The following is a 24,236-nucleotide window of genomic DNA, read 5'->3' as shown; positions in this document are numbered from 1 at the left end:
TCACTCTGGCTGGTCCGCGACGCCGTAGACGTCGCGGACCAGCCATCTTTCTTTCTGGCGCTCGAGCACCAGCATCTGCTCGGGCGCCGTCGTCGCGTCGGCGGCACCGTCATCCGGACGACCGCCGGCAAGACCGAGCCGCACCACGGCGACGTCGCCGTACTCGTCCACCAGTTCGACCGTCGGCGTGCCCTCTCCTCGGTCGCCGAGCACGTCGACCACGCCGACGGATCCCTCCGCGACGGCGTCGGCGCAGACCCGGTCCTCGGTCGTGTGGCACTCCGCGACCAATGCCAGCAGAGCGATGGCGGCCGCCTCGGGTCCGCCGTCGTCTGCGGGCGGAGACGGAGAGGCCGCCGCATCCGATCCCGCGTCTCCCGGCGCCGGACTCTCCGTCGCGTCGTCGGATGTCCACACCGGCGGAGCCGTGCGCCTGGCGGCATCCGCCGATTCCGCCGCATCGCCTGTCGGCCAGAGCAACCCGCCGGCGAGCACGACGGCCGCCGCACCGCCGGCGACGATCAACGCGCGCCGCCGAGACGACGAGCGTGGGGCGTCAGATTCCGCCGCCGTCCGCCGGACCGCGGAGCCACCGGTCCGCCCCTCGAGACGCGCGCGGATGCCGGATGCGATCGACCGCAGCATGCCGAACCCGACAGCGAAGGGCGACCTCTCCCGCCGCTCACTCGACGAACGCGACCGCAGTCCGCCTCTCCTCATCCCGCGAACAGGCGTCAGGGACCGGTCGACGTCGACAGCGGTGCGAGCGACGTCGCGTGCACGCTCCGGGGCATGCGACTCCCGGCCGATCGGACGGGGTGCCGCGATGGCAAGCAGCTCCTTCTCCCACTCCTCCAGCAGCCGCCGCGGCACGCGCGGCTGCGGAAGCGCTTTGACGAGCCCCTGCTGCACCCCGCCGAGGACGCGGGTCAGCGCCTTGTCTCCGGAGTGCTCCGTGAGGCGCTCGATGATCTCCGCGGCTCCTGACCGCGGGTCCTCTCCCTGGCCGAGGACGAGGATGGGGCGGCCGCCGTCGGTCAGCCACCACACCCCCGTCTGCACCCCGGCGGCACCTTCTCCGAGCTCGTCGAGTCCTCGCAGCAGGCTCACCACGAGCGTGCTGCACTCCCCCGACGACAACGCGGAGCCGGCGGCCGCGCGGCGGACCAGGAACCCCAGCACCCGGTCGGTGCACCATGGCAGCAGCGCGTCGTGTCCGTCGGCACGCCGGATGACGTCGACCGGACCCGCGACATGCTCCGCTCCCGCGAAGCGCCACCCCAGCCATCCGGCGAGAGCGGTGGCATCCACCCGCACGGCCACTGCGTCCCCACGAGTGACCAGTACGCCGGAGAACGGTCCTTCTGTCGGATCGAGAGCCCGGACCACCCGATGCGCACCCGGGAGGAGCGCGGTGCCCCGGTCTTCGATCTCGACGTCTGCCATGTCCCCATCAGAGCGGACCAGCGATCGACGCGGTGGGCGATCGAGGACGATGGGGAGGAATTCATGGCGCTCGGCGAATGTGCAGAACCAGTCGCCCGGAGCCCGCTCCGCTGGGCGCGAACTCGGCATCACGGCATCCGCGAACTCGGTAGGCTGGTCCCCATGGCAAAGCGTGCTCCCGAACCCGAGAAGCGTCCTGGGTTCTTCTCCCAGATCAAGTCCCTCTTCCGGTTCACCCGTGAGGTCTACCCGTGGCTTCCGTGGCTCCAGGTGGGCATCCTTCTCATCGGCGTGCTCCTCGGCCTCGTCGCCGGGTACCTGATCCCCCCGTTCCAGATCTGGACGCTCGTGCTGTGGGGCATCACCGGTCTGATGCTGGGTGTGCTCGGGTCGCTCTTCCTGATGACCCGGCTGTCGACGTCGGCGATGTACTCGAAGATCGACGGCATGCCCGGTGCGACGGGACACGTTCTCAGCACCAGCCTCGGCCGCAGCTGGCAGGCATCGGAGACGCCCGTCGGGATCAACCCCAAGACGCAGGAGGCGGTCTACCGCACCATCGGCCGCGGCGGCATCGTCGTCGTCGGCGAAGGTGCCCGTGGACGGCTGACCCGTCTCATCAACGAGGAGCGCAGCAAGGCGCAGCGCGTCGCGCACGGCGTGCCCGTCACGGTCCTGTACGTCGGCCACGGCGATGACGAGGTCGCCATCGCGGACCTCTCGAAGACCATCAAGAAGCTCCCCAAGGCGATCGACAAGACCACCATGGCCGCGGTCATCCGACGCATCGACTCCGTCTCGCAGTCGCTGTCGTCGCTGCCGATCCCGAAGGGCATCGACCCCACGAAGGTCCGCGCTCAGCGTCCGCGCTGATCCCGCGACATCCGCCACGACGAGCGCGGCCGCCCTCATTCCGAGGAGCGGCCGCGCTTTCGTTCACTCCGAGAGCGGCTGGCGGGGCAGGCGGCGCACCTTGGCGCGGCGACGACGCCGCTCCGGGACCATGGAGCGCATCTCGTCCAGCTTGCCGAAGCAGAAGAGCCGGTCCTCGGCCTCGAGGACGACGTGCTTGCGCGGGTTCGGGATCACGCTGACGCCACGGTGCAGCGTGAGAACGGTGATGTCGCGCTCCCAGAGGCCCGCCTCGCCGAGGGTCTTCCCCACGAGGTCGACAGCGCCGTGGACCATCAGCTCGGCCACGCCGTAGCCCGTGGAGACCGTCAGCCGCTGCCGCACATCGATCTCAGGGAACGCGACCTGGCCGGCGATGTAGTCGATGATCGCTCCCGCGACGTCGAGCTTGGTGGCGCTCTCGATGCCCTGCAGGCCCGGTGAGGAGTTGACCTCCATCACGAGAGGCCCGTCCTCCCCTTCGAGCATGTCGACACCCGCGACGCGCAGGCCCATGATCTGTGCCGATCGCACCGCCGCGCGCTCGTACACCGGGTCGAGTTCGATCGCCGCGACCGATCCGCCGCGATGCACGTTCGAGCGGAACTCATCGCCGGCCGCGGAGCGCCGCATGGCCGCGACGACCCGGTCGCCGACGACGAGCGCGCGGATGTCGCGACCGCGGCTCTCGGAGATGAACTTCTGGATGAGCACGTTCTGCTTCGTGGAGTGCAGCGTCTCGATGATCGCCTCGGCGACCTTCACCTGCGGTGCGAGGATGACGCCGATCCCCTGCGTGCCCTCGAGCAGCTTGATCACGACCGGCGCACCACCGACGCGCTCGATGGCAGGGCGCACGTCGGCGCGGTTGCGGACGAAGGCCGTCGGCGGCATCGCGATGTTGTGACGGGAGAGGATCTGGTTGGCGCGCAGCTTGTCCCGCGCACTCGAGATGCCGTTGGCCGTGTTCGGCGTGTAGACGTCCATCTGCTCGAACTGCCGCACGACAGCCGTGCCGAAGTAGGTGATCGAGTTGCCGATGCGGGGCAGGATCGCGTCGTAGTCGCTGAGCTGACGCCCCCGGTAGTGCAGGTCGGGTTCATCTGCCGTCAGGTCGATCGCGAAGCGCAGCGTGTTGAGCACCTTGACGTTGTGACCGCGCTGAAGCGCGGCCGCACGCAGTCGCTGGGTGGAGTACGCCTGCGGCGCACGGGAGAGCACTGCGATCTTCACGGGGATTTCCTGCCAGGATGTATCAGGTGAGTAGGTCTACCCATTCAAACACCCTTACGGGGTGGCGCGAGTGGGTGAGCCTTCCGGATCTGGGAGTCGACTGGCTCAAAGCCAAGATCGACACCGGCGCCCGCACATCCTCGCTGCACGCGTTCGACGTCGACGAGTTCGAGCGCGAGGGCGAGGACTGGGTCCGATTCCGCGTCAAGCCCTGGCAGGACAGCCAGGAGGATGCCGTCGTCGTCGAGACTCCCGTCCACGACCGGCGCGCGGTGCGAAGCTCTTCCGGACACGCGCAGGAGCGCCTGGTCGTGAAGCTCCTCGTGCGTCTCGTCGATCGGGAGGTGCTCGCGGAGGTCACGCTCAGCAATCGCGACGAGATGGGCTTCCGGATGCTGATCGGGCGCGAGGCCCTGCGCCGCGGGTACATCGTGGACCCCGCGCGCTCGTTCCTCGGTGGACGGGCGCCGCGAGAGGCACGACGCCGCAACCGCGGCCGGATCTGACGCGCACTCAGGCGCGGATCAGGACCGTCCCGATCGCCTTGTCGTGCAGGCCGCGCTGATCCGCGTCCCAGATCACGGCCGGCACGACCACGATCAGCAGCAGGGTGCGCACGATCGGTCGCCACAGGCCGACCCAGGCGCCGTCCAGGCGCACGACGCGCATGCCGAGGATCCGGTGGCCCGGGCTGCCGCCGGCGGTCGGGATGAAGAGGATCTGCAGGAGCGCGAACACCATCATCGGCGCGAACTGGGACAGCCCAGCCTCGGTCGGCAGCGCGAACTGGTCGAACCCGAGGAAGGCCGTCGCGATGATCGTCGCCGCGGCGTAGTCGATGGCGAGAGCACCGATGCGGCGACCGACTCTGGCCACGCTTCCCGGGCCCGAGGTCGGCAGTCCGAGTCGTTCACCGGGGTACGTGTTCACAGCATCCGTCACTGCTCCAGCCTAGGCGACCCCTGTAACATGCCCGAAACAATACGGACACCCCGGGGAAACGCCCCAGCCGTACTGTGCACAATGGCCGTGAAGCCATCGATCCGCAATCCAGGAGTCGTACATGTTCAAAGATTCGTCCGAGGTTCTGAGCTACATCAAGGAGAACGACGTCAAGTTCCTTGACATCCGTTTCACCGATCTCCCGGGTGTGCAGCAGCACTTCAACATTCCTGCGGCGACGGTCGACGAGGCGTTCTTCACGGAGGGCCAGCTCTTCGACGGCTCCTCGATCCGCGGTTTCGCGAGCATCCACGAGTCCGACATGCAGCTCATCCCCGATGTCACGACGGCGTACATCGACCCCTTCCGCGAGGCGAGCACCCTCGTGATGATCTTCGACATCTACAACCCGCGCACCGGTGAGATCTACTCGAAGGACCCGCGTCAGGTCGCCAAGAAGGCCGAGAAGTACCTCGCGTCCACCGGCATCGCCGACACGGCCTACTTCGCCCCCGAGGCCGAGTTCTACATCTTCGACGACGTCCGCTACTCGGTCACCGCCGGTGAGAGCTTCTACAAGGTCGACTCCGAGGAGGCCGCATGGAACACCGGCCGCGAGGAAGAGGGCGGGAACCTCGCCAACAAGACCCCGTACAAGGGCGGCTACTTCCCCGTCTCCCCCGTCGACAAGACGGCAGACCTGCGCGACGACATCACGCTCAAGCTGATCGAGGCGGGCTTCATCCTGGAGCGCTCGCACCACGAGGTCGGCACCGCGGGCCAGCAGGAGATCAACTACCGCTTCGACACGATGGTCCACGCGGCGGACGACATCCTGAAGTTCAAGTACATCGTCAAGAACACGGCTGACGAGTGGGGCAAGGTCGCGACCTTCATGCCCAAGCCGCTCTACGGCGACAACGGCTCCGGCATGCACACGCACCAGTCGCTGTGGGATGGCGGCAAGCCGCTGTTCTACGACGAGGCCGGCTACGGACAGCTCAGCGACATCGCGCGCTGGTACATCGGCGGCATCCTGGCCCACGCGCCGGCGCTCCTCGCCTTCACGAACCCGACCCTGAACAGCTACCACCGTCTGGTCAAGGGCTTCGAGGCTCCGGTCAACCTGGTCTACTCGGCCGGCAACCGCTCCGCTGCGATCCGCATCCCGATCACGGGCTCGAACCCGAAGGCCAAGCGCATCGAGTTCCGCGCGCCCGACGCCTCCGGCAACCCGTACCTCGCCTTCGCCGCGCAGCTGATGGCGGGCCTCGACGGCATCAAGAACCGCATCGAGCCGCACGAGCCGGTCGACAAGGACCTCTACGAGCTTCCCCCCGAGGAGGCCAAGGGCATCCCGCAGGTCCCGAACTCCCTGCTGGACTCGCTCGACGCACTGGCGGAGGACCACCAGTTCCTCCTCGAGGGCGGCGTGTTCACCAAGGAGCTCATCGAGACCTGGATCTCGTACAAGTACGAGAACGAGATCCTGCCGATGGCCCAGCGCCCGCACCCGTTCGAATACGAGCTGTACTTCGGCGTCTGATCCAGATCACCGTCGAGAGCCCCCGGAGCATCGCTCCGGGGGCTCTCGTCGTACACCCCGGCGACCTAACGCGCGGTGTGACGATCCGCAACCCCCTCGGCACCGCGGGACGAGGCGAACAGGATGAGACTCCACCCAACGCGAAAGGGACGACACCCATGACCGACACCACCCCCACCCAGCGGGTCGCCGAGCTGATCAAGGACTTCCGCTTCGCGATGTTCACCACGCGCAACGCCAACGATCGGCTGGTCTCCCATCCACTCACCGTGCAGGAGGCGGAGTTCGACGGAGACCTCTGGTTCCTCGTCTCCCGCAGCGCCTCCCTCGTCGCTGACATCGCGAAGGACGAACGCGTCGGGATCTCTCTGAGCTCGAACGACTCGTGGGTGTCGCTATCGGGCACCGCCGCCCTCGTCGAAGACAAGGCCAAGGTGAAAGAGCTGTGGAGCCCGACCGTCGAAGCGTGGTTCACGAACGGCCCGGACGACCCCGACGTCGGACTGCTGAAGTTCTCCGCCGAATCCGCCGAGTACTGGGACAGCCCCGGCGGGAAGATCGCCTCGCTCTTCAGCTTCGTGAAGTCGAAGATCACGGGTGAGCCCTACGACGCCGAGAACGAGACGGTGGAGCTCTCCGGCAAGTGACCGTTCGCTACGCGGCGTCGTGCTCCCCGTCAAGGGCCTGCGCGACGCCGCGTCGCGGCTGTACGTTCGCAGCATGTGGACCGTACTGATCATCCTGCTCGTCGCCTGGGCCATCGTGGCTGTCGTGGGATTCGCGATCGAGGGTCTCCTGTGGATCGCCATCATCGGGATCATCCTCTTCGTCGGGACGATCCTCTTCGGCGTCATCCGCAACCGCACCCCGAAAGCCTGATGCGGCTCCTCGCGTGTCCGGCCGGTTGTCCGCGCGGATGAGGGATGATCGACGGGTGAGTCTTACAACCGACCGGGGGAATCATGCGGCGTAGAAGAGTGATCGCGAAGACCGATGCTGCGCCGGTCGTCGGGACGCCGGAGCTGAAGCGCTCCCAGCCGTCCAACGGCGTGGCAGCGTACGCGCGGACGAATCCGTTCATGTTCGGCCTGCTCGGCGCGCTCGGCGTTCTGGTCGCGCTGGTGATCGGCGGGATCGTCGACCAGCTCGCCACGGTTCTCGTCTACATCGGCGTGGCCGTCTTCCTCGCGCTCGGCCTCGACCCGATCGTCCGTTTCATCGAGCAGAAGCTCCCCCGTGCCGCCGCTGTCGCCATCGTCGTGGCCGGTGTCGTTCTCGCGTTCGCCGGCATCATCCTCGCGATCGTTCCGCTCCTCGTCGAGCAGATCAGCAACCTGATCAAGAACGGTCCGACGATGATCGAGGACTTCATGAACACCGACTGGTTCAAGGACGTCAGCGGCCAGTTCGGCTCGACGATCGAGGAAGCCGTCCAGGGCGTCCTCGGGTTCTTCCAGGATCCCGGCAACTTCGCCGACATCGGCGGCGGCGTCTTCGCGGTGGGTGCCGGCATCGCCGGCGGCTTCACCGGCATCACGATCGTCCTGATCCTCACCCTCTACTTCATGGCATCCCTGCGCGGCATGAAGCGCACCGCCGCCCGCTTCGTCCCGGCATACCAGCGCGACACGTTCAGCGAGCTGCTGGAGGACGTCTCCGGCGCCGTCGGCCGCTACGTCATCGGTCAGGCGAGCCTCGCCCTCATCAACGGCGTGCTGAGCCTCATCTTCCTGAGCATCATCGGCGCTCCCGTGCCGGCGCTGCTCGCACTCATCGCCTTCATCGGCTCGATGATCCCGCTGGTCGGAACGCTGACCGCCTCGATCATCAACTCGCTGATCTGCCTCTTCGTCTCGCCGCTGACCGCACTGATCGCGATCGGCTACTACCTCGTCTACATGCAGATCGAGGCATACGTGCTCTCGCCGCGCATCATGAGCAAGGCCGTGGCCGTCCCCGGTGCACTCGTCGTGATCGCGGCGGTCGCCGGCGGTGCCCTCGGCGGCATCCTCGGAGCGCTCGTCGCGATCCCGGTCGCCGCCAGCATCATCATCATCGTGCAGAAGGTGACGTTCCCCGCTCAGGACCGGAAGACCGTCCCGCCCGTCGTCACGATGTGACGGCTTCTCAGCGGACGAGCAGGGCGCCCGGCTGCACCCGCACGTCGAATGCGGAGACCTCGCCCATCTCCTCGCCGTCGATCTCGAAGACGAGCGGTGTGTCCAGCTCGACGGAGATCTTCTCCACGGGCAGGTGACGCGCCGAGTCCGTGCTCACGGCCTCGTCGGTCGCGCCGAACAGACGACGGATGCCGTTGTCCCAGACGAACGAGCGCACGGTGTCGAGCCACTGCAGCGCGCCGTCGGCGCTGATCATGAGGACGTCGAGTTTGCCGTCGTCGAGGACGGCGTCCGGCAGCAGGCGGATGCCGCCCTGCACCATGCCGCAGTTGCCGATGAGCATGGTGTGGCCGCGCACCGCGACCGCCTTCTCGCCGTCGATCGCGAGGGTGATGTCGGTCATCTCGGTGCCGGCGAGGGCACGCCCCATCGCCTCGACGTAGGCGAGCCATCCGGCCTTCGACTTGAGGTCGTCATCCGTCTCGACGAGCATCTGCGCGTCGACACCGAAGCCGACCATCACAGCGAAGGCGTGCTCGGTGCCGTCGTACGACACCCAGCCGAGGTCGATGCGCCGCGGCTCCGAGTCGCGCACGCGCTCGAGAGCGGCCTTCACGTTGTTGAGCGGCACCTCGAGGTTGCGCGCGAGCAGGTTGCCGGTGCCCTGCGGCACGATTCCGATCGCGGTCTCCGAGCCTGCCAGGGACTCCGCGACCGCACGGACGGTCCCGTCTCCGCCGACCGCGATGACGATGTCCCGGCCGTCCTCCACGGCCTCACGGGCCATCCCCCGGCCCGGATCCTCGGGAGTGGTCTCCCACCAGCGGATGTCGGTCCGGTCGTCGAACACGCCGCTGACAGCATCCTGCAGAACCTCCTGCTCGACCTTCGAGGGATTCCAGACGATGCCGATGCGTGCGTGGGTCATAGCGTCAGCATGAGTCACGGCTTCGGATACTGCAAATTCGCGGTATCGCGCTACCCGTAGAAGAGGTGCTCGAAGGCCTTCCGCGCTCGTCGCGTCACCCCGAGATAGTCCTCTTCGAGCTCGGTCGCCGACCGGTCGGGATAGCCCAGCAGCCGAGCGATCGCATCGAGTTCGCGACGATCGGCGGGCAGCACATCGCTCGTCTTCCCGGTCAGGAGCGTGATCGCGGAGCGCAGACGGCTCGCCAGCCGCCAGGCCTCTCGCAGCAGCACGGCGTCGGATTCCGGCACCAGGTCAGCCGCGACGGCCGCGTCCAGCGCCGAGAGCGTCGAGGTCGTCCGCAGCCCGGGGACGTCGTGGGCGTGCTGGAGCTGGAGCAGCTGCACGAGCCACTCGACATCGCTGAGCGTGCCGGGACCGAGCTTGAGGTGCCGCCGCGGGTCGGCTCCCTGGGGCAGCCTCTCCCCCTCGACGCGGGCCTTGATCCGCTTGATCTCGCGGGTGCCCTGCAGATCGACGGTCTCGGGGTAGCGGATCGAATCCGCGAGCGCCGTGAAACGGGCGACGAGCTTGGAGCTTCCGGCGATCCCCCTGGCCCGGAGCAGAGCCTGCGCCTCCCAGGAGAGCGACCACCGTCGGTAGTACTCCGTATATGCCTCGATGGACCGTACGACGGGGCCCTGACGGCCTTCCGGGCGGAGATCGGCATCCAGGTCCAGCGGCACGCGATGATCCGTGAGATGCTCGCGCAGTCCCGCGACGATCTGGGTGGCGAGGGTCTGCGCGCGCTGACCGTCCACGCCGTTGGCGTCGTAGACGTAGAGGATGTCCGCGTCGGACCCGAAGCCGAGCTCCGCGCCGCCGAAGCGCCCCATGGCGATCACCGCGAAGTCCAGCGCGTCGTCCTCGGGCGGCACGACCTCCCGGATGACAGCGCGCAGCGCGGCCTGGATCGTCGCCTCGGTGATCTCGGTGAGCGCCGTCGCGACCTCCTCGATCGTCAGCACGTCGAGGACTCCGCCCATGGCCGTGCGCAGGAGCTCGCGACGCCGCAGCGCACGGACGGCCCGCAGGGCGTCGGTGACCGTCTCGTGCCGGGTCTGGATCGCCCTCGCCTCCTCGTCCAGCGCCGCCGCGCCGCGCGGACGCAGGCGCTCGGCGCTGTCGAGCCAGGCGACCGACTCGGGGATCCACTCCATCAGCTCGCCGATGTAGCGGGACGACGACAGCAGGCGCGTCAGGCTCTCCGCCGCTCCCGAGGAGTCGCGCAGCATGCGGAGGAACCACGGGGTGTCGCCCAGGCGCTCGCTGATGCGTCGGAAGGCGATGAGGGCGTAGTCGGGGTCGCTGCCATCGGCGAACCAGCGCACCATGATCGGCATCAGGGCTCGCTGGATCGTCACCTTGCGGCTGAGTCCGGTGGTCAGCGCACCGATATGGCGCAGCGCTCCTGCGGGGTCACGGAATCCGATGGCCGCGAGGCGGTCGTGCGCCTGAGCCGCAGAGAGGGTGCGCTCCTCCTCGGGGAGGCCGGCGACGGCGCTGAGCAGCGGCCGATAGAACAGGCGCGTGTGGATCTCGCGCACCTCGCGCCGCACGCTCTCCCAGCGCGTCCAGATGCCCTCGCCGCTGTCGGCCAGTCCGGTGCCGCGCGCGAGCACGCGCCGTCCGGCCGGGGTGCGCGGCAGCAGGTGCGTGCGGCTCAGCTCCCGCAGCTGGAGACGGTGCTCCATCAGCCGGAGGATGCGATAGTCGTCTGCGAACGTGGCGGCATCCGCTCGACCGATGTACCCGCCGGCGACGAGCGCATCGAGGCTCTCGAGGGTGCCTCGGGTGCGCAGCGACTCATCGGTGAGACCGTGGACGAGCTGTAGCAGCTGCACGGTGAACTCGATGTCCCGCAGCCCGCCGGCGCCCAGTTTCAGCTGATAGGGCGCGTCTTCCGGGTCGATGTGCTCCGTCACGCGCTCGCGCATGCGCTGCACGCTCTCGACGAAGTCCTCTCTGGCGGCGCTGGACCAGATCTTCGGCTGCACCGCGGCGATGTACTCGGCCCCCAGCTCGGTGTCGCCGGCGAGAGGGCGCGCCTTGAGCAGCGCCTGGAACTCCCAGCTCTTGGCCCAGCGGTCGTAGTAGGCGAGATGGGAGGCGAGCGAGCGCACCAGAGCACCCTGCTTGCCCTCGGGTCGCAGGTTGGCGTCGACCTCCCACAGCGGCGGCTCCACCTCGATGCTGTCGAGGCCGCGCATCGTCTCCCGCGCCAACCGGGTGGCGATGTCGATCGCCCGAGCCTCGGCGACGATCTCCTCGTCGCTCGTGCCGCCGACGAAGATGACGTCCACGTCGCTGACGTAGTTCAGCTCCCTGGCACCGGCCTTGCCCATCCCGATGATCGAGAGTCGGGTGGCCGCGATCTGCTCCTCCGGAATGGTGTCGCGCAGTCGAGCACGTGCGATGGCCAGGGAGGCCTCGAGGGCGGCTCCGGCCGCATCGGCGAGGGCAGCGGACACCGCCGCCACGACCGTCTGCGGCTCCGGATGCGTCAGATCGTAGGCGGCGATGCCGGCGAGACTCCGCCGATACGCGACCCGCACCGCGACGACCGCGGCGTCATCTCCGGAGCCGGCGAACCCGTTCCGTGTGCCCACCGCGGCCAGCATCCGCTCCCGCTGGACCTCCGGGGTGGGGAGCGCGGTGATCGGCTCCCCCAGCACGGACAGCTGCTCCGGATGCCGGAGGAAGAAGTCCGCGAGGCCCTCGGACGCGCCGAACACCCGCCAGACGCGATGGCGCGACTGCGGCTCCTTCAGCAGAGCCTTCAGCGGCACGGCGTCGCGTCGCGCGACGCGCACCATCCCGCGGACCGCCGCGTCGGGATCGGCGGCATCCGCCCCCTCGAGCAGCGACGATCTCGGCATGTCGAGGATCGTCGCCAGCTCGGAGAGGGATGCCGCGGCCTCGCTCAGCTCCGCGAAGCCGAGCCTGGCCAGAGCGGAGAGAGAGACGGAATCGTCCGGACGGGCCATGCGCGATTCTCAGAGGAGTTCGAGGTTGTTCTTCAGCTCCAGCGGCGTGACCTGCCCGCGGTAGGCCTCCCACTCCTTGCGCTTGTTGAGCAGCACGTAGTTGAACACCTGCTCCCCGAGCGTCTCGGCGACGAGTTCGGACGCCTCCATGAACTCGAGAGCGTGATCCAGGCTCGCAGGCAGCGCCGAGTAGCCCAGCGCGCGCCGCTCGGCGTCGCTCAGAGCCCACACGTTGTCCTCGGCCTCGGGCGGGAGCTCGTAGCCCTCCTCGATGCCCTTCAGGCCCGCGGCGAGCAGCAGGGAGTACGCCAGGTACGGGTTCGCCGCGGAATCCAGAGCGCGGTACTCGACACGCGAGGACTGCCCCTTGTTGGGCTTGTACATCGGCACCCGGACGAGCGCCGAGCGGTTCGCGTGGCCCCACGTGACGAAGCTCGGGGCCTCATCGCCGCCCCAGAGCCGCTTGTAGGAGTTCACGAACTGGTTGGTGACCGCGGCGATCTCGTTGGCGTGCCGGAGCAGGCCCGCGATGAAGTGACGCCCGGTCTTGGAGAGCTGGTACTTCGCACCCTCTTCGTAGAAGGCGTTCTGGTCGCCCTCGAACAGGGACATGTGCGTGTGCATGCCGCTGCCCGGGTGACCGCTGAGGGGCTTCGGCATGAACGTCGCGTAGACGCCCTGCTCGATCGCCACCTCCTTGATGACCGTGCGGAACGTCATGATGTTGTCCGCCGTCGTCAGCGCGTCGGCGTACCGGAGGTCGATCTCGTTCTGGCCGGGGCCGCCCTCGTGATGGCTGAATTCCACGGAGATGCCGAGATCCTCCAGCATCCGCACCGACCGACGACGGAAGTCGTGCGCCGTGCCGCCCGGCACGTTGTCGAAGTAGCCGGCGGAGTCGACCGGCACCGGACCCTCGGGGCCGAACGACGACGACTTGAGCAGGTAGAACTCGATCTCGGGGTGCGTGTAGAAGGTGAACCCGGCATCGGCGGCCTTCGCGAGCGTGCGCTTGAGAACCTGTCGCGGGTCGGCGACCGCCGGCTGCCCGTCGGGTGTCGTCAGGTCGCAGAACATGCGTGCCGTCGGATCGATCTCACCGCGCCACGGCAGCGTCTGGAAAGTCGTCGGGTCGGGCTGCGCGAGCAGATCGGACTCGTGGCTGCGCGTGAGTCCCTCGATCGCCGAGCCGTCGAAACCGATGCCCTCGGCGAAGGCGCCCTCGACCTCGGCCGGCGCGATCGCGACCGACTTGAGCGTGCCGATGACGTCGGTGAACCACAGCCGCACGAACTTGACGCCGCGCTCCTCGATGGTCCGGAGGACGAAGTCCCTCTGCTTGTCCATGACTACTCTGCGCCCTGGCCCTTTGCGTCGCCCTTGACATCCCAGCCCTGCTCGGCGGCTTCCTCTTCGGCCCAGGCGCGCGAACGCTCCTTGAGCACCTCCGGCGCACGAGCCGCCTCCGCCTCGGTGTCGAACGGTCCGACCCGGTCCACGGAGGGCGAGATCATGCCGAACTCGACCTGACCGGTCTCGGAGTTGTACCAGTACTTTGCGTCGCCGTCAGACATAGCTGCCCCTTCTTCGCGTGATGTCATCGATCCTACTGGCGTGTGCGGTGGTCGCTAAGCTATCGCCCATGGCAAAAGCGATCGGCGTCGACATCGGCGGCACGGGAATCAAAGCAGGAATCGTCGACCTCACGCACGGCACCATGGCCTCCGACCGGGTGCGCGTCCCCACTCCGGAGGGCGCATCGCCGCAGGACGTCCTCGTCGCCGTGCAGTCGGTGCTGAAGACCCTCGACGTGCACGACTCGACCATGCCGCTCGGCGTCGCCTTCCCGGCCATCGTCAAGCGCGGCAAGACGCTGTCGGCGGCGAACGTCTCGAAGGAATGGATCGACTTCGACGCGGAGCGGTTCTTCCGCGACGGCCTCGGTCGCAACATCGTGTTCGTGAACGACGCCGACGCGGCCGGTGTCGCCGAGGCACGCCACGGCGCCGCGAGAGACGTCCGCGGCCTCACGCTGCTGACCACCCTGGGCACCGGCATCGGCTCGGCCTTCCTGTACGACGGGATCCTCATCCCCAACACCGAGCTCGGCCACCTGAACTTCCGCGAGTTCGAGTCCGTCGAGCAGTGGGCCGCGACCTCGGCGCGCGAGCGCGAGAATCTCAGCTGGGAGGCCTGGGCGGAGCGCCTGCAGGCGTTCTACTCGCACATCGAGTTCCTCTTCAGCCCCGACCTGTTCGTGGTCGGCGGCGGCGTGTCGAAGAACGCCGGCGACTTCCTGCCGCTGCTCGAGCTAAAGACGCCGATCGTCCCGGCGATCCACCGCAACAACTCCGGCATCATCGGCGCGGCGTCGCTCGCGGGCGACTGAACTGCGGGAACCACGCAGAAGGCCCCGCTCATCGAGCGGGGCCTTCTGCGTCTGAGGCGAATGGGCCGACCTGTACGCCGGGTTCTGTTCCGGGGTTCTTCGCCCCTTCGACGGCCATCTCTCTCGGCGACACGTTGCCGTGGCACTCTAGCGGTCTACCCGAGGACTCGGCGAGCCGCGTCAACATCCTCTGTCTGACCTTGCTCCGGGCGAGGTTTACCTGGCGGGTCATGTCACCATGACCCCCGGTGGTCTCTTACACCACCCTTTCACCCTTACCCCTTGCGGGGCGGTCTGCTCTCTGTGGCACTTTCTCGCGGATCACTCCGGGTGGGTGTTACCCACCGCCCTGCCCTGTGGAGCCCGGACGTTCCTCGGTGCGGTTGCCCGCCACGCGGCCGTCCAGTCGACCCATTCGCGTCTTCAGTCTACTTCGCCGCGTCCCCGGCGACGGCGGCTACTTCTCGGCCGACTCCGCGATCCGGAGGTCGAGCGGCACGTCGATCGGGAAGTCGCCGAAGAGGCGCCGGGTGGCGACCGCCGCCGCCACCCGCACCGCGTCGGCGGCGGCTTCGGCCTGCTCCTCCGGCACGTGCAGGATGACTTCGTCGTGGAGGAAGAACGCGAGGTGCGGCTGCCGGGCGAACGGTCCGGATGCCGTGGCGGCCACTGCCGCCTCGGGCGCGCGCTGCAACCGGTGACGGATCTCGGCGAGCCAGATCAGCGACCACTCGGCCGCGGTCCCCTGCACCACGAAGTTGCGCGTGAACCGACCCCAGTCCCGCGCTCGCCGCCGCGCCAGGGCGACCTCGACCGGATCGGCATCCGCCCCTGTGGCCCGCGACTGGAGCTCCGCCCACTCCGCCGAAGGACGCGGCGACGAGCGCCCCAGCCAGGTCGAGACCACGCCGCCGTCCTCGCCCGTGCGCGCGGCCTTGTCGACGAGGGCCATCGCCCGCGGATAGACCTTGCGCAGCCGCGGCACCAGGCGGCCGCTGTCTCCGGTCGTGGCGCCGTACATCGCGCCGAGCACCGCGTACTTCGCCTCTTCCCGGGTTCCGACGGCACCGGATGCCACGACGCCTTCGTACAGGTCGCTCCCCTGGGCCGCGCGCGCCATAGACGAATCGGATGCCATGGCGGCCAGCATCCGCGGTTCCAGCTGCGCCACGTCGGCGACCACCAGGGTCCAGCCGGGATCGGCGCGCACAGCGGGTCGGAGGCTGCGCGGCAGCTGCAGGGCGCCGCCGCCCGCCGACGCCCATCGGCCGGTCACGACGCCTCCGGGGATGTACACGGGGCGGAATCGCCGATCATGCACCCATTCGGCCAGCCAGGCCCAGCCGTTGGCGCTGAACAGACGGGAGAGCTTCTTGTACTCCAGCAGCGGTTCGACGACCGCGTGCGACTGGCTCGCAAGCTCCCACCGGCTCGTCGACTCGACGTGCACGCCGACGCGGTGCAGGGCACGCAGCAGCTTCGGCTGGCTGTCGAGGTGCAGCGTCGAGTCGCTGAGGATCGCGCGCACGCGATCGCCCAGCTCGACCATCCTGCTGGGCAGGCCACCCGCGACGGGCCGGGTGCCGAGCGTCTCGGTCAGGATCGCGTCGTGGACGCCCTCGTCCCACGGAAGGCCGGCCGCCCGCATCTCCTCCGCGATCAGACCGCCCGCCGACTCCGCGGCGCACAGGAGCGTCAGGCGGCCATCGCGCTCCTGCTCGATCACCCGGCGCTGCGCGCGGAACTGCTCCAGCACCTCGGCGACAGGGTCGTCGGCGCGGCCCTGCTCGACCACGTCGAACAGGGCGGGAGCAGCATCCGTCGGCTCACGGCGCACCCACGCCGACGAGGGAGCGAGGGGACGAGCCACGGCATCCGTATCGCGCAGGATCGCGTGGCAGAGCAGCAGGTCGTGCGTCCGCCCGAGTCGCACGCCTCCCGCGAGCAGCATCGGGTAGATCTCGCGGGCGCTGCGGATGATCCACCGCGGCGCCGCGGTCTTCTCGAGATCGGCGACCCAGGTCAGGAGCTCCGTGCCGGCGAGGGGTACGCGACTCCGTTCGCCGCCCTCGTCGTCGAGCTCGACCGCCAGGTACTGCCCGTCGCCGAGGTCGATCAGCGCGATCCGCCGTCCCTGCGACGCCGAACGGCTCATCGACGTCGCGCGGGGACCCCGCTCAAGAGAGCCCGGATTCCTCGGTGCGCACGAGGACGCAGCCGCACTCGGGGCAGAAGACGACGAGTTCGTCCGCCGCGCGGCGGATGTCGTTCAGATCGGTGCTGGGAAGCACCATGCGGCACCCTTCGCACGTGCCGCGCGTGAGGAGCGCTGCACCCGCGCTGTTCGCGGCACGACGCGTGTACTCGGCGAGGAGGTCGGCGGGCACGTTCGCGACGACCGCGGCACGATCGCGCGCCAGCTCGGCGCCGCGGTCGGTCGCCGCAGCGACATCGGCCTTCGCCTGCGAGGTGAGCGCGGTGCCCTCCTCCGTCGTGGTGGCGAGCAGAGCCTGCTGTGCGGCGACAGCCGCCTCCGCCTCCTCGAGCCGGCCCATGACGTCGAGCTCGGCATCCTCGAGATCGCTCTGGCGCCGGGCGAGACTCGCAAGCTCGTGCTCGAGCGCCTGCGCATCCTTGGAACTGGTCGAGGCCGCAAGGCGCTCGGCGTCGCGGTTGCGGCGCTGCTCCACGACCGCGACATCGGACTCCAGCCGCGTCAGCTCGGTGCGCACGTCGTCTCGGGTGCCCGTGAGCGTGGTGAGCTCGCGCAGCTGCTCCTGACGGATGGCGACGAGCTCTGTGATCCGCGCCCCCTGGGCCGGCTGCGTGCGGGCGCGCTCCGCCTGCGCGATGCGCCGGTCGAGGTCGGCGATGTCGAGCAGGATGCGCTGGTTCTCGGGGGTGGCGTTCACGCTTTCAAATCTAGCCGCTGCGGCGACATCCGCCCATCACTCCACGTCGCCGTCGACGTAGTACCACTCGCGTCCCTCGCGGACGAAGCGACTGCGCTCGTGCAGCGATCCGCGCTCGGCACCCTGCCGCCAATGCGCCTCGAACTCGACGACGCCCTCTCGATCGAAGGGACCACCCGCGGCACGATCGAGGATGACGAGCCGGCGCCAGCTCAGCTCAGGGTCGAACTCGATGGATCCGGGTCGGGTCGACGGATGCCACGTGCGCAGCAGGTGCCCGCGGTCGGCGAGCGAGAAGGCGGTGAACCGCGATCGCATCAGACGCTCCGCCGTCGGCGCGGGGGCGCCCTGGAGCAGCGGCCCGCAGCAGGCGTCGAACGTGTTCCCGGACGAGCACGGGCAGCGGACGGGGTCTGTCATGAGAGCCAGCATCGCAGGTCACGCCCTACGCTGAAGTGACCCCCGCACCGAAGGAGCCCCGATGCCCACCGTCCCCACCTTCACCGCTCACAACGGCTTCGCCCTGCCGGCCATCGGCCTCGGCACCTACGCGCTCTACGGCGACGAGGGGGCCGCGTCGATCGCCGGTGCCCTCGATGCGGGCTACCGCCTGGTCGACTCCGCGTTCAACTACGAGAACGAGGGATCGGTGGGACTCGGCGTCGCAGCATCCGACGCCCCGCGCGAGGAGATCATCGTCACGACGAAGCTCCCCGGACGCCACCACCCGACGGAGAAGGCGCGGGCCAGCACCGAGGAGAGCCGTTCGCGCCTCGGACTCGACATCACCGACCTGCATCTCATCCACTGGCCGAACCCGAGCCAGGACGAGTACGTGCAGGCGTGGGCTGCCCTCGTGGATGCCCGGGAGCGCGGCATCGTCCGACAGATCGGCGTGTCGAACTTCCTTCCGGAGCACCTCGAGCGCATCGAGCGCGAGACGGGGGTCCGGCCCGTCGTGAACCAGATCGAGCTGCACCCGTACTTCCCGCAGGAGGAGCAGCTGGCCTACCACCGCGAGCACGGCATCCTGACCGAGGCCTGGAGCCCGCTCGGCCGGGCCCGCGAGCTCGTCGACGAGGGCGTGGTGGCCGAGGTCGCCGCGGCGCACGGCATCACCCCGGTGCAGGCGGTGCTCGCGTGGCACGTCGCACGCGAGACCGTGTCGATCCCGAAGGCCTCGTCGCTCGAGCATCAGGTCTCGAACCTGGCCGCCGCCGAGATCGTCCTCGACGACGCGGAGGTCGCTGCGATCACGGCACTCGGCCGTGCGGACGGACGGCTGTTCGACGCCGACCCGCGGACCCACGAGGAGTCCTGAGCCCGGTCAGACGGTCTGCGTGCCGAGCACTCGGACCAGTTCGAGCTTGCCGGCCGCCTCGCTTCCGGGCGCGGCGGTCAGCACGATCAGCGCCTGGGATTCGTCCTCGGTGAAGAGCGCCTGACAGTCGACCTCGATCTCGCCGAGCTCGGGATGCACGAGGACCTTGTGCTCCTCGAACCGTCGGCGCACCTCCTGGGCCTCCCAGAGCTGCACGAATTCGGGGCTCCGCTCCGTCAGCTCGCGGACGATCTCGCCGGCGCGCGAGCGGCTGCCGAGCAGACCCTGCGCGGCGCGGAGCGACGCGACGAGCGAGCGGCTCTGCCGAGCGTGATCGCTCTCGAGGTAGCGCGCCCGCTCGGTGTCCGGGTGGGCGAACCACCGGTAGATGCCGCTGCGCTCCAGGCCGACCAGATGGCTCGCGTCTCCGAGGAGCGCGCGGGCCGCATCGTTCTGCACCAGGACCTCATCGAGCACGGAGACCACGAAAGCCGGAGCGTCGTGCAGCCGGTCGAGTATTCGGAGCATGCCCGGGCGCACGTAGTCGGTCACGGCCGCTCGATCCGGGGCGCTGTAGCCGGCGACGCGATGCAAGTAGTCGCGTTCATCCGACGTGAGCCGGAGAGCCCGCGCGAGAGCCGTGAGGATCTGCGGGCTCGGCTGCGGGCCGCGCTGCTGCTCCAGGCGCGTGTAGTAGTCGGTCGACATGGTCGCGAGCTGTGCGACCTCCTCCCTGCGCAGTCCGGGGGTGCGTCGGCGCACGCCCGGACTCAGCCCCACATCGGAGGGTTGCAGCATCTCCCGTCGCCGCAGGAGGAACTCGGCCAGCGCTTCTCGATCCACCTCTGAAGTATCCCTCCCGCGGAGGTCGGCATCCAGGGACCGCGGATCCCTGGATGAGCGCTCTCTGGTGGGCGCCCCGCACCTGATCGACGCTGAAGGCATGAACATCAGCGGAAACACCATCTTCATCCCCGGTGCCACGAGCGGCATCGGCCTGGCACTCGCCCGCGCGCTCCGCGCCACGGGCAACACCGTGATCGTCGGCGGGCGCCGCACCGCGCTCCTGCAGGAGATCGCCGCGGAGGATCCCGGCATCCACACGGTACAGATCGACACGACGGATGACGAGAGCATCCGCGCCGCGGCATCCGAGGTCATCGCGGCGCACCCCGAACTGAACGTCGTCATCACGATGGCGGGCGTGATGCGCGTCGAGGACTGGTCGCAGCCGTCCGGATTCCTCGCGACGGCGGAGGAGACCATCGTGACCAACGTGCTCGGTCCGATCCGCCTCATCGGCGCGTTCATCGAGCATCTGCGCAGCGTGCCCGACGCGACCATCATGACCGTGTCGTCCGGGCTGGCCTTCGCTCCCCTGCGCGCCACGCCGAGCTATAACGCCAGCAAGGCCGCGATCCACATGCTCAGCGAGTCGCTGCGGCTCCAGCTCGACGGATCGACCGTGAAGGTCGTGGAGCTCGAGCCGCCGTCCGTGCAGACCGACCTGATGCCCGGTCAGCGGGAGAGCGATTTCGCGATGCCGCTCGATGCCTTCATCGCCGAGGTGATGCATCTGTTGGAGTCACAGCCCGAGGCGACCGAGATCCAGGTCGAGAACGTCAAATTCCTCCGCTACGGCGAGGCGCGCGGCGACTACGACCAGGTCGTCGCCACGCTGAACAGTCGCGACCCGCACGGTCGCTGACCCGGCGGGCGGCTCAGGCGCCCAGGGTCGCCCTGACTCCCTCGAGCGCGGTCGCCGAGTGACGGAGCAGGTCGAGCTCCTCTGTGGAGAACGACGTGCTCCGGATCGGCACCGCGCCGGTGGCGCTCACGATCGACGGCACCGAGAGCGCCACCCCGTCCACGCCGTGGAAGTCGCGCAGCACCGTGCTGACCGGCATCACGGCGTGCTCGTCGCGCAGGATCGCCTCGACGATGCGGGCGCTCGACAGCCCGATCGCGTAGTTCGTCGCGCCTTTTCCCTGGATCACCTTGTACGCGGCGTCTCGCACGTCGACGGCGATCGCCTGGAGCTCCTCGAGAGTGAATCGCGGATGCCCCGGCACCTCCCAGTCGAGGATCGGGACCGTGCCGATCGTGGCGCGCGACCACAGCGGGAACTCGGTGTCTCCGTGCTCGCCGACGATGTGGGCGTGCACGCTCCCGGTCGATACGCCGGCGCGCTCGGCGAGCTTCCAGCGCAGGCGGGAGGTGTCGAGGACGGTTCCCGAGGCGAAGACGCGCTCGGGAGGCAGCCCGCTGACCTCCTGCGCGATGACCGTGAGCACATCGCACGGATTCGTGACGATGACATACACCGCGTGCGGGGCGACCTCGAGCAGCTGCGGCATCATGCTGCGGATGATGCCGGCGTTCACCTCGGCCAGCTCGGTGCGCGTCTGGCCGGGCTTCTGTTTCGCGCCGGCGGTGATCACGACCACGTGGGATCCGGCCGCGACCGAGATGTCGCTGCCGCCGATGATGTCGCTCGTGCCCGTGAACTGCGTGCCGTGCGCGAGGTCGAGGACCTCGGCCTCGACCTTCTCGGTCGCGACGTCGTAGAGGGCGATGTGGCGCGCGGATCCGCGGATCAGTGCGGCGTAGGCGACGCTCGAGCCCACGCTTCCCGCACCGACGACCGTGAGCTTCGAGTTCTCGATGATCTCCATGCGCTCAGTCTCGCAGTCGGAGCCCTCGATGCGGGAGATCGTCTCAGACCGCGGAGGCGACCGCCTCGGCGGCCGTGGGATGCGTGAAGACGAAGCCCGTCTTCTCGAGCACCGCAGGACGCACGTCGGCATCCGAGACGAGGAGCGAATCGGTGGCTGCAGCGCTCAGCACGAGTCGCAGGGCGAAGGCGGGCGCGGGGATCCAGAACGGCCGGTGCATCTCGCGGGCGAGCGCGCGCCCGATGTCGTTGGCCGTCGCGGGAGCGGGTCCGGTGAGGTTCACCGGTCCGGCGATCTTCTGGTCGATGATGTGACGGATCGCTCGCACCTCGTCTTCGAGCGACATCCACGGCCAGATCTGCGTGCCTCGGCCGATGGGACCCGCGACGCCGAAGCGCGTGAGCTGGATCAGCGGCTTGAGGACTCCCTGCCGATGGATCACCGGGGCCGTGCGCAGCAGAGCCACCCTGGTCTGGTCCTCGGCGCGGCGCGCCTCGGCCTCCCACTGCACGCAGAGCTCTGCGAGGAACGTGTCGCCCGCAGGCGAATCCTCGGTGAGCTGCTCGCCCGGGGCCGAGCCGTAGTAGCCGACGGCGGATGCGGAGATCAGGGCGGGAGCATCCTGCCTCAGCGCGCGCAGGGCGGTCGTGAGCGTGCGCGTGCTCTTCAGGCGCGAGTCGACCAGCTCCTCCTTGTACCGAGGCGTCCAGGGCAGCCGTCCGACGCTCGCGCCGCCGAGGGCGATGACGGCCTCTGCTCCGGCGATGACGTCGGGGTCGAGCTCGCGCTCCCCCGGCGCCCACTGCGACTCGGTCGCATCGCGGGGCGGGCGACGGACGAGCGTCAGCACGTCGATGCCGTCGGCGCGGAGCGATGAGGCCAGCGCGCCGCCGATCAGCCCGGATGCCCCGCTGATGACGATGCGTCGAGCCATGGTCGCTCCTGGAGTTCAGTCCCTCTGCCGCGGCCGATCGCGCACGGGATGAGTGCTGTCCAGACTAACCGCAGGGCCGGATCCGCACAGGTTCACGGACGCGGCGGCCCGTAGGAGAGCCGATCGAACACGAGGATGCTCTCGCTGATCCTCCCGTCGCGAACCGTGAAGTACTCGGCGGCAGGAGCGGTCGACGTCGCAGCGGTCCGGGGGTAGTAGAACAGCGCGACACGATCCCCGTCGGAGAACTCGGCGATGTCCCCGATGCCGGTCAGCGTGGGCGCGAACCCGCCGATGTATCGGGCGTACGCCTCCTTGCCCTGCAGGTCGACTCCGGGCGCGCGACACGTGATGTCATCCGCGACGAAGGTCATCGCCTGCTCCACGTCACCGTCGGTCCACGCGCGGTGATACCCCTGCACGATGTCGAATGCCGTATCCATGCTGTTCTCCTTGCCGTTCCGGGATGGGCGGGTGTTCAGTCGTCGAGCGGATGCCAGTCGTCGGTGCCGGCATCGCCGCCGACACCTGCGGTGCCGAGACGCGGGAGGAAGTGTGCCCAGCCGTGCGCATGTCCGCGCACCTCGGTGTCGGGAAGGTCGGAGTGGGTCAGCTCGACGCGCGTGCCGGTACCGGTCGGAGTGAGAGTGAACTCGACGCGCGATGATTCGGCGGGAAGCGTCTCGCTCCCGGCGACTCCCCAGGAGACGACCACGCGACGCGGATGCTCGACATGCAGGTACTCGCCCCGGATGGCGTGTCCGGCGATGTCGACGGCGAATCGGCCGCCCGGCGTCGGGTCGAGTTCGGCGTACTGGCCCATCCAGGCGGTCATGCCCTCCGCCGTGACCAGATACTCGAACACCGTCTCCGGGGCGGCGGCGATGTCGATCGAGTCGCGGAACTCAGCCACGATCCGCACCTTCACGCGCTTCGATGACCGCCTTGAGTGCGGCCAGCTTGTCGGGCCAGAAGTCATCGAGGTAGGAGCGGACGGCCGCCAGGCCGTCGGTGTCGACGGCGAAGAGGTGCCGCGTCCCCTCGCGGGTGCTGGCGGCGAGCCCGGCTCGCCGCAGGACGCCGAGGTGATGCGAGGTCGTCTGCTGAGAGAGACCGACGGCGTCCGCGATCGCGCCCACCGGCAGCGGAGCGGAGCGGATCTCCCGGAGGATCGCGCGCCGGTTCCCATCCGCCAGAGCGCGCAGCGCCAGGTCGAGATCGGCAACGGCGTCGGCACTCATCGGTCTCCCCTTCGTTCGGATGGGCCGACCGTAGCACAAATGCGCGTTTGTACTCAAGAGTATTGGTGGAGCGGACGCACTCGAGCCGGGGCAGGCGAGTGCGCGAGCGAAAAGGTGCCTGAGGGATCCGGAACGGTGGGCCCTGCCGGGATCGAACCGACGACATCCACGGTGGAGTCGCCGCGGTTGATTCGCCCGATCATCAACCTCTTCGGCGAGCGCGCTTCCTGACCGATCCTCTGCGGCGCCTCGCCCGCTGATGCACGGCACGCACCGGCGCGACACGTCAGCGACTCGCACCAGGAACCCGCTCAGGCTCTGTGCGTGGAGGTCGTCGCGATGCGCTCGCCGGCATCCATAGGGTCAGGGCTACAGCTCGTCGGGGAGCTCTATTCGGAGGGGAATCATCATCATGCATACACACAATCTCGAGGCGATCGAGATGTTCATCGATTATCAACGCGCGCAAAATCTCGCCGCGACGACTATTCGCAACAGACGCAGCATTCTGACGACGTTCGCTCGGAAGACTGGGACGCTGGTACCGGGCGTTGAGTCGGGGCCACTGTAGCGTGTGCTCGTCTACCCAATGTTGGAGCGGTGAGCCGTAGCGTCGGTGGTTCACGATGCCC

Annotated in this window: 25 protein-coding genes and 1 other RNA gene; 9 read left to right on the top strand and 17 right to left on the bottom strand. The window is 68.9% G+C overall.

Going from position 1 to position 24,236, the window contains the following annotated elements; translation table 11 throughout:
• Positions 1-1,446 carry a hypothetical protein gene (locus tag MRBLWH11_RS14285; RefSeq protein WP_341945335.1) on the bottom strand — a complete coding sequence of 482 codons (1,446 nt, stop codon included), beginning with the start codon at positions 1,444-1,446 and terminating at the stop codon, positions 1-3.
• Positions 1,447-1,608: 162 nt separating this feature from the next.
• Here MRBLWH11_RS14285 and MRBLWH11_RS14280 point away from each other — a divergent pair, with 162 nt between their 5' ends.
• Entirely contained in the window at positions 1,609-2,319 is a 711-nt protein-coding gene (locus MRBLWH11_RS14280) for a DUF4191 family protein (protein ID WP_116634848.1), read from the top strand.
• A 63-nt stretch (positions 2,320-2,382) separates the two neighbouring features.
• On the opposite strand, the gene MRBLWH11_RS14275 is transcribed toward MRBLWH11_RS14280, so the two are convergent.
• Entirely contained in the window at positions 2,383-3,570 is a 1,188-nt protein-coding gene (locus tag MRBLWH11_RS14275; RefSeq protein WP_116634847.1) for a RimK family alpha-L-glutamate ligase, read from the bottom strand.
• 17 nt (positions 3,571-3,587) lie between these two features.
• On the opposite strand from MRBLWH11_RS14275, the gene MRBLWH11_RS14270 reads away from it, so the two are divergent.
• Entirely contained in the window at positions 3,588-4,076 is a 489-nt protein-coding gene (locus MRBLWH11_RS14270) for a RimK/LysX family protein (protein WP_116634846.1), read from the top strand.
• A 7-nt stretch (positions 4,077-4,083) separates the two neighbouring features.
• On the opposite strand, the gene MRBLWH11_RS14265 is transcribed toward MRBLWH11_RS14270, so the two are convergent.
• Positions 4,084-4,512, bottom strand: a complete 429-nt coding sequence (locus tag MRBLWH11_RS14265; protein ID WP_165808033.1) for an RDD family protein — start codon at positions 4,510-4,512, stop codon at positions 4,084-4,086.
• Positions 4,513-4,633: 121 nt separating this feature from the next.
• On the opposite strand from MRBLWH11_RS14265, the gene glnA (MRBLWH11_RS14260) reads away from it, so the two are divergent.
• The 4 genes from glnA (MRBLWH11_RS14260) (at position 4,634) to MRBLWH11_RS14245 (ending at position 8,178) form a co-directional block, all read left to right on the top strand.
• Positions 4,634-6,058 carry a type I glutamate--ammonia ligase gene (gene glnA, locus MRBLWH11_RS14260; RefSeq protein WP_116634844.1) on the top strand — a complete coding sequence of 475 codons (1,425 nt, stop codon included), beginning with the start codon at positions 4,634-4,636 and terminating at the stop codon, positions 6,056-6,058.
• A 158-nt stretch (positions 6,059-6,216) separates the two neighbouring features.
• Positions 6,217-6,705 (top strand): pyridoxamine 5'-phosphate oxidase family protein, encoded by a 489-nt coding sequence (locus MRBLWH11_RS14255; protein ID WP_116634843.1) that lies wholly within the window; start codon positions 6,217-6,219, stop codon positions 6,703-6,705.
• Between the two features lie 19 nt (positions 6,706-6,724).
• Positions 6,725-6,937 carry a hypothetical protein gene (locus MRBLWH11_RS14250; RefSeq protein ID WP_341945334.1) on the top strand — a complete coding sequence of 71 codons (213 nt, stop codon included), beginning with the start codon at positions 6,725-6,727 and terminating at the stop codon, positions 6,935-6,937.
• Between the two features lie 98 nt (positions 6,938-7,035).
• Positions 7,036-8,178 (top strand): AI-2E family transporter, encoded by a 1,143-nt coding sequence (locus MRBLWH11_RS14245; protein WP_341945333.1) that lies wholly within the window; start codon positions 7,036-7,038, stop codon positions 8,176-8,178.
• Between the two features lie 7 nt (positions 8,179-8,185).
• On the opposite strand, the gene MRBLWH11_RS14240 is transcribed toward MRBLWH11_RS14245, so the two are convergent.
• From MRBLWH11_RS14240 to MRBLWH11_RS14225, 4 genes are read right to left on the bottom strand one after another with little or no spacing between them, the layout of a single operon-like run.
• Positions 8,186-9,106, bottom strand: a complete 921-nt coding sequence (locus MRBLWH11_RS14240; RefSeq protein WP_341945332.1) for a diacylglycerol kinase family protein — start codon at positions 9,104-9,106, stop codon at positions 8,186-8,188.
• A 50-nt stretch (positions 9,107-9,156) separates the two neighbouring features.
• Positions 9,157-12,132, bottom strand: coding sequence for a bifunctional [glutamine synthetase] adenylyltransferase/[glutamine synthetase]-adenylyl-L-tyrosine phosphorylase (locus tag MRBLWH11_RS14235; protein ID WP_341945331.1), 2,976 nt, complete (start codon positions 12,130-12,132; stop codon positions 9,157-9,159).
• A gap of 9 nt (positions 12,133-12,141) precedes the next feature.
• Positions 12,142-13,479 (bottom strand): type I glutamate--ammonia ligase, encoded by a 1,338-nt coding sequence (glnA, locus tag MRBLWH11_RS14230; RefSeq protein WP_116634839.1) that lies wholly within the window; start codon positions 13,477-13,479, stop codon positions 12,142-12,144.
• A 2-nt stretch (positions 13,480-13,481) separates the two neighbouring features.
• Positions 13,482-13,706, bottom strand: a complete 225-nt coding sequence (locus tag MRBLWH11_RS14225; protein ID WP_116634838.1) for an SPOR domain-containing protein — start codon at positions 13,704-13,706, stop codon at positions 13,482-13,484.
• A 68-nt stretch (positions 13,707-13,774) separates the two neighbouring features.
• Between MRBLWH11_RS14225 and MRBLWH11_RS14220 the strand changes: the two genes are divergently transcribed.
• Positions 13,775-14,521 (top strand): ROK family protein, encoded by a 747-nt coding sequence (locus tag MRBLWH11_RS14220; RefSeq protein ID WP_116634837.1) that lies wholly within the window; start codon positions 13,775-13,777, stop codon positions 14,519-14,521.
• Between the two features lie 57 nt (positions 14,522-14,578).
• Here MRBLWH11_RS14220 and rnpB read toward each other — a convergent pair.
• From rnpB to MRBLWH11_RS14200, 4 genes are all read right to left on the bottom strand, one after another.
• An RNA gene (rnpB, locus tag MRBLWH11_RS14215) (RNase P RNA component class A) lies at positions 14,579-14,935 on the bottom strand.
• A gap of 43 nt (positions 14,936-14,978) precedes the next feature.
• On the bottom strand, positions 14,979-16,676 hold the full coding sequence (locus tag MRBLWH11_RS14210) for a bifunctional 3'-5' exonuclease/DNA polymerase (protein ID WP_341945330.1): 1,698 nt from the start codon (positions 16,674-16,676) through the stop codon (positions 14,979-14,981).
• Between the two features lie 22 nt (positions 16,677-16,698).
• Entirely contained in the window at positions 16,699-17,433 is a 735-nt protein-coding gene (locus MRBLWH11_RS14205) for a C4-type zinc ribbon domain-containing protein (RefSeq protein ID WP_341945329.1), read from the bottom strand.
• Between the two features lie 36 nt (positions 17,434-17,469).
• Positions 17,470-17,853, bottom strand: coding sequence for a YchJ family metal-binding protein (locus MRBLWH11_RS14200; protein ID WP_341945328.1), 384 nt, complete (start codon positions 17,851-17,853; stop codon positions 17,470-17,472).
• 61 nt (positions 17,854-17,914) lie between these two features.
• On the opposite strand from MRBLWH11_RS14200, the gene MRBLWH11_RS14195 reads away from it, so the two are divergent.
• Complete coding sequence (locus MRBLWH11_RS14195) at positions 17,915-18,754, top strand: aldo/keto reductase (RefSeq protein ID WP_341945327.1); 840 nt, start codon at positions 17,915-17,917, stop codon at positions 18,752-18,754.
• 6 nt (positions 18,755-18,760) lie between these two features.
• Here MRBLWH11_RS14195 and MRBLWH11_RS14190 read toward each other — a convergent pair whose 3' ends face one another.
• Complete coding sequence (locus tag MRBLWH11_RS14190; RefSeq protein WP_341945326.1) at positions 18,761-19,597, bottom strand: helix-turn-helix transcriptional regulator; 837 nt, start codon at positions 19,595-19,597, stop codon at positions 18,761-18,763.
• A gap of 100 nt (positions 19,598-19,697) precedes the next feature.
• On the opposite strand from MRBLWH11_RS14190, the gene MRBLWH11_RS14185 reads away from it, so the two are divergent.
• Positions 19,698-20,462, top strand: coding sequence for an SDR family NAD(P)-dependent oxidoreductase (locus MRBLWH11_RS14185; RefSeq protein ID WP_341945325.1), 765 nt, complete (start codon positions 19,698-19,700; stop codon positions 20,460-20,462).
• Between the two features lie 13 nt (positions 20,463-20,475).
• Here the strand turns inward: MRBLWH11_RS14185 and MRBLWH11_RS14180 are convergent, their stop codons facing one another.
• The 5 genes from MRBLWH11_RS14180 to MRBLWH11_RS14160 all read right to left on the bottom strand — a co-directional run bounded on the left by MRBLWH11_RS14180 (position 20,476) and on the right by MRBLWH11_RS14160 (position 23,604).
• Positions 20,476-21,429: an L-lactate dehydrogenase gene (locus MRBLWH11_RS14180; protein WP_341945324.1), complete on the bottom strand. Its 954-nt coding sequence runs from the start codon at positions 21,427-21,429 to the stop codon at positions 20,476-20,478.
• 43 nt (positions 21,430-21,472) lie between these two features.
• On the bottom strand, positions 21,473-22,363 hold the full coding sequence (locus MRBLWH11_RS14175) for a TIGR01777 family oxidoreductase (RefSeq protein ID WP_341945323.1): 891 nt from the start codon (positions 22,361-22,363) through the stop codon (positions 21,473-21,475).
• Positions 22,364-22,455: 92 nt separating this feature from the next.
• A complete protein-coding gene (locus MRBLWH11_RS14170) occupies positions 22,456-22,806 on the bottom strand; it encodes a nuclear transport factor 2 family protein (RefSeq protein WP_341945322.1) in 351 nt (116 codons plus the stop codon).
• Between the two features lie 35 nt (positions 22,807-22,841).
• Positions 22,842-23,276, bottom strand: a complete 435-nt coding sequence (locus MRBLWH11_RS14165; RefSeq protein WP_341945321.1) for an SRPBCC domain-containing protein — start codon at positions 23,274-23,276, stop codon at positions 22,842-22,844.
• On the bottom strand, positions 23,269-23,604 hold the full coding sequence (locus MRBLWH11_RS14160; protein ID WP_341945320.1) for a metalloregulator ArsR/SmtB family transcription factor: 336 nt from the start codon (positions 23,602-23,604) through the stop codon (positions 23,269-23,271). Before MRBLWH11_RS14160 ends, MRBLWH11_RS14165 begins: the two co-directional genes overlap by 8 nt.
• Between the last annotated feature and the right edge of the window lie 632 nt (positions 23,605-24,236).

Source organism: Microbacterium sp. LWH11-1.2 (genome assembly GCF_038397745.1).
Lineage (GTDB): Bacteria > Actinomycetota > Actinomycetes > Actinomycetales > Microbacteriaceae > Microbacterium.
This window is presented reverse-complemented; position numbering and strand designations above follow the sequence as displayed.